The 4,079-nt window shown below is 71.8% G+C and carries 3 protein-coding genes; all 3 read left to right on the top strand.

Annotated features, from left to right (window positions below):
- A partial coding sequence (locus tag PKH97_RS14470) for a DUF6537 domain-containing protein (RefSeq protein WP_324388265.1) occupies window positions 1-775 on the top strand: 775 nt, incomplete at its 5' end.
- Window positions 766-2,157: a 3' terminal RNA ribose 2'-O-methyltransferase Hen1 gene (locus PKH97_RS14465; protein ID WP_324388263.1), complete on the top strand. Its 1,392-nt coding sequence runs from the start codon at window positions 766-768 to the stop codon at window positions 2,155-2,157. The genes PKH97_RS14470 and PKH97_RS14465, both read left to right, overlap by 10 nt.
- Window positions 2,154-4,079: polynucleotide kinase-phosphatase (locus PKH97_RS14460; RefSeq protein WP_324388262.1), on the top strand; the 1,926-nt coding region annotated here is incomplete at its 3' end. The genes PKH97_RS14465 and PKH97_RS14460, both read left to right, overlap by 4 nt.

Below are 4,079 nucleotides of genomic sequence, written 5' to 3'. Positions count from 1 at the left end.
CGTGCTCGCTGTCGCCGGCCCCGCCGACGCGGCAGCCGCTGCCCGACCGAGCGAGGCCGCGCAGGCGCTCGTGCGGCGAGCCGGACTCGCGGACCATCCGGACCTGAGCCCGCTGATCACCCGGTTGGCCGACGACCTGATCGGCTACCAGGACGAACGGTATGCCCGCACGTATCTGCGTCATATCGCCGAGGTGCACCGGCGCGCGGACGCGGTGGGTGGCGCCGCGGCAGCCGGGCTGACGAGCGCCTTTGCACGCAATCTGCACAAGCTCATGGCCTACAAGGACGAATACGAAGTCGCGCGCCTGAGCGTCGATCCCGCGGTGGCGGAAGGCATCCGGGCGCAGTTCGGCCCGGACGCCGCCTTCGCCTTCCGGCTGCATCCCCCGGTCCTGCGGGCCCTGGGCATGGACTCCAAGATCGCCCTCGGCGAGAAGTCGATCCCGGCCCTGCGCGGCCTGGCCGCCATGAAGCGCCTGCGCGGCACTCGGCTGGATCCCTTCGGGCACAGTGCCGTTCGCCGCATCGAGCGCGAACTCCCCGATGAGTATGTCCGTGCGGTGGCCGCCGCGACGGCCCACCTCAGCCACGACACGCTCGCGGACGTCACCCGGCTCGCCGAACTGCCCGGCCAGGTCCGCGGCTACGAAGCGATCAAGCTGGCCAATGTCGAGCGCTACCGGCAGGACCTCGCGGAACTGGTCGGCCGTATCGCGGCGAAAACTCCCGCGACGGCACGCGGCGAGGGCGGCAGGATGGAGCAGTGTTCCTGAGCCTGACGTCGACCGCGCCCGCCGCGAGCGATCTGGGCTATCTGCTGCACAAGCATCCCGGCCGGCACCAGGTCTTCGACCTGCCCGTGGGCCGGGCGCACGTCGTCTATCCCGAGGCCAGCGACACCCGCTGCACCGTCGCGCTCGTCCTGGAGATCGACCCCGTTGACATCGTGCGCAGCCGCCGCTTCGGCGAGCACGGCCCATTGGCCGCCTATGTCAACGACCGGACGTATGCCGCGGGCTCCCTTCTCGCCGTCGCCCTCGGCCGGGTCTTCGGCTCCGCGATGCGCGGCAGCTGCGCGGGCCACGAGGACCTCGCCGCCACGCCCCTGCCGCTGACGATCCACCTGCCCGCACTGCCTTGCGATGGCGATCCGGGTCGCGTCCGTGCGCTCTTCGAGCCGCTGGGCTGGTCGGTGGCGGCAGCGCAGATCCCGCTCGATCCCACCCAACCCGCCTGGGGCGACGCGCGCCTGGTCGACCTGACCTTGACCGGGACAGCGCGGCTGGCCGACGCCCTGACCCAGCTCTACGTGCTGATCCCGGTGCTGGACGGCGAGAAGCACTACTGGGTCGACGCCAGCGAGGCCGACAAACTCCTGCGCCGCGGTGGTGCGTGGCTGGCGAACCATCCCGAGCGCGAATGGATCACGCGACGCTATCTCGCCCATCGCCGCGACTATGTCGCGGACGCCCTCACCCGGCTCGCCACCTTGGACGACTCGACGGACGTGGCGCCGCCACCGCCCGGCGAGGGCAGCGAGCCGGCCCAGCCCTTGCGCCGGCAGCGTATGGACGCGGTGCTTGCCGCCCTGCACGATGTCGGCGCGCACCGCGTCGTCGACCTCGGATGCGGCGAGGGTGCCCTCTTGCGAGAATTATTGGCCGACAACACTTTCCACGAGATCGTCGGCGCCGATGTGTCGGCCCGTGCCCTGGCCGGCGCGGAGCGCCGGCTACGACTGGACCAACTGCCCGACCGCACTCGCGAGCGGCTGACGCTGCTCCAGACGTCGGCCACCTACCGCGACACCCGCCTCACGGCATACGACGCGATCGTCCTGATGGAGGTGGTCGAGCACATCGACCCGCCGCGCCTCGCGGCGCTGGAGATCGCCGTCTTCGGCCAGGCCCGGCCGGGGGCGGTCATCGTCACCACCCCGAACCGGGAGTACAACCCGCGGTATGCCGGCCTGCCCCCCGGCGCCATGCGCCACCCGGACCATCGCTTCGAGTGGACCCGCGCCGAGTTCCGGTCCTGGGCGCTACCGCTCGCCGAGCGGCATGGGTATGCCGTCGAGTTCCGCCCGGTCGGCGCGGACGATCCGCAACTCGGGTCGCCGACCCAGCTTGCGCTCTTCCGGCGGGAGGCGCCATGACGGTCCTGCGGCTTCCCGACCCCAGCCTGGTCGTGCTCGTCGGGGTCAGTTGCTCCGGCAAGAGCAGCTTCGCGGCCCGGCATTTCGGCCCCTTCGAAGTGGTCTCCAGCGACTTCTGCCGGGGCGTGGTCAGCAATGACGTCAACGACCAGGCGGCGAGCGCCGACGCCTTCACCTTGCTCGATCACATCGCCGGCGTCCGCCTGACCCGCGGCCTGCTCACCGTCATCGACGCCACCAATGTCACCGCGGCCGCCCGCAAGGGCCTGGTGCGCCTGGCCCGCGACCACGATCTGCTACCCGTGGCGATCGTCCTGGACATCCCGGAATCCGTTGCCCGCGAACGCAACCGGAGCCGGTCCGACCGCGATTTCGGAGACCGGGTCATCCATCGCCAGGCCGGCGACTTGCGTCGCGGGCTCAAAGGCCTGGCCCGCGAGGGTTTCCGGGCCGTCCACATCCTGCGCGGGGTGGAGGAGGTGGACGCGGCCGTCATCGAGCGGGTGCCGCTGTTGACCGACCGGCGCGATCTGCACGGGCCCTTCGATGTCATCGGTGACGTCCACGGCTGCCTGCCGGAGTTGCTCAGCCTGCTCGATGCCCTCGGCTACGCCGTGATCCGCGACCCGCAGGGGCGCCCGGTCGACGCCGCGCACCCGCAGGGCCGGACCGTGATCTTCCTCGGTGACCTCGTCGACCGCGGCCCGGACTCGCCCGGCGTCCTGCGGCTGGCGATGGGGATGACGGCCGCCGGGCACGCCCTCGCCGTACCGGGCAATCACGAGAACAAGCTCATCCGGGCCCTCGACGGCCAGAAGGTCACCGTCAGTCACGGCCTGGAGACCACCCTCGCCCAGCTCGCCGCGGAGCCGGCGGAGTTCCGGGCCGCCGTCCGGGAGTGGGCGCGCGGCCTGGTCTCGCACCAGGTGCTCGACGAGGGACGGCTCGTCGTCGCCCACGCCGGCCTGAAGGAGAGCTATCACAACCGGGCGAGCGGGCGGGTCCGCGCCTTCGCGCTCTACGGCGACACCACCGGCGAGACCGACGAGTTCGGTCTGCCGGTGCGGTATCCGTGGGCGGCCGACTACCGGGGCGCGGCCATGGTGCTGTACGGGCACACACCCACTCCCACCCTGGAATGGGTCAACAACACCCTCTGCCTCGACACCGGTTGCGTCTTCGGTGGCCGGCTCTCAGCCTTGCGCTATCCGGAGAAGGAGAGCGTCCAGATCCCTGCCCAGCGGGTGTGGTACGAGCCCGCGCGCCCCTTCGCCACCGCCGAGAGCGCTGCTGCGCCAGGAGCGTCGGATTCGGTCCACGGCTCCGGTCTCGATATCGCCGATGTCGTGCACAATCGGCTGGTCGAGACCAGCGTCCTGGGGCGGGTCACGGTGCGGCCCGAGAATGCCGCCGGCGCCCTGGAGGTCATGAGCCGCTTCGCCACCGAGCCGGGCTGGCTGCCCTATCTGCCGTCCACGATGGCGCCGGCGCCGACCATGCCGGGTGGCGACTATCTGGAGCATCCCGATCAGGCCTGGGCGGCCTACGACCAGGCCGGTGTCGAGTCGGTGATCGCGGAGGAGAAGCACATGGGCAGCCGCGCGGTCGTCGTCCTGTGCCGTGGCGAGGACGCGGCGCGCCGGCGCTTCCCGGCGGCCTCGGCGGGCACGGGGGCGGTCTACACCCGCACCGGCCGTGCCTTCTTCGACGCCGCGACGACCGAGCGCTTCCTCGACCGCTTGCGCTGCGCCGCAGACCGATCCGGGCTCTGGGATGAACTGGACAGCGACTGGGTCGTCCTGGACAGCGAACTGCTCCCGTGGTCGCTCAAGGCGGACGGGCTGCTTCGCGAGCAGTATGCCGCGACCGGCGCCGCCGCCCGGGCCGCCCTGCCCGCGGTCCTCGGGGCCGTGGACGCGGCC

Origin of the sequence: Nostocoides sp. (assembly GCF_035343835.1) — a bacterium.
Lineage (GTDB): Bacteria > Actinomycetota > Actinomycetes > Actinomycetales > Dermatophilaceae > Nostocoides_A > Nostocoides_A vanveenii.
This window is presented reverse-complemented; position numbering and strand designations above follow the sequence as displayed.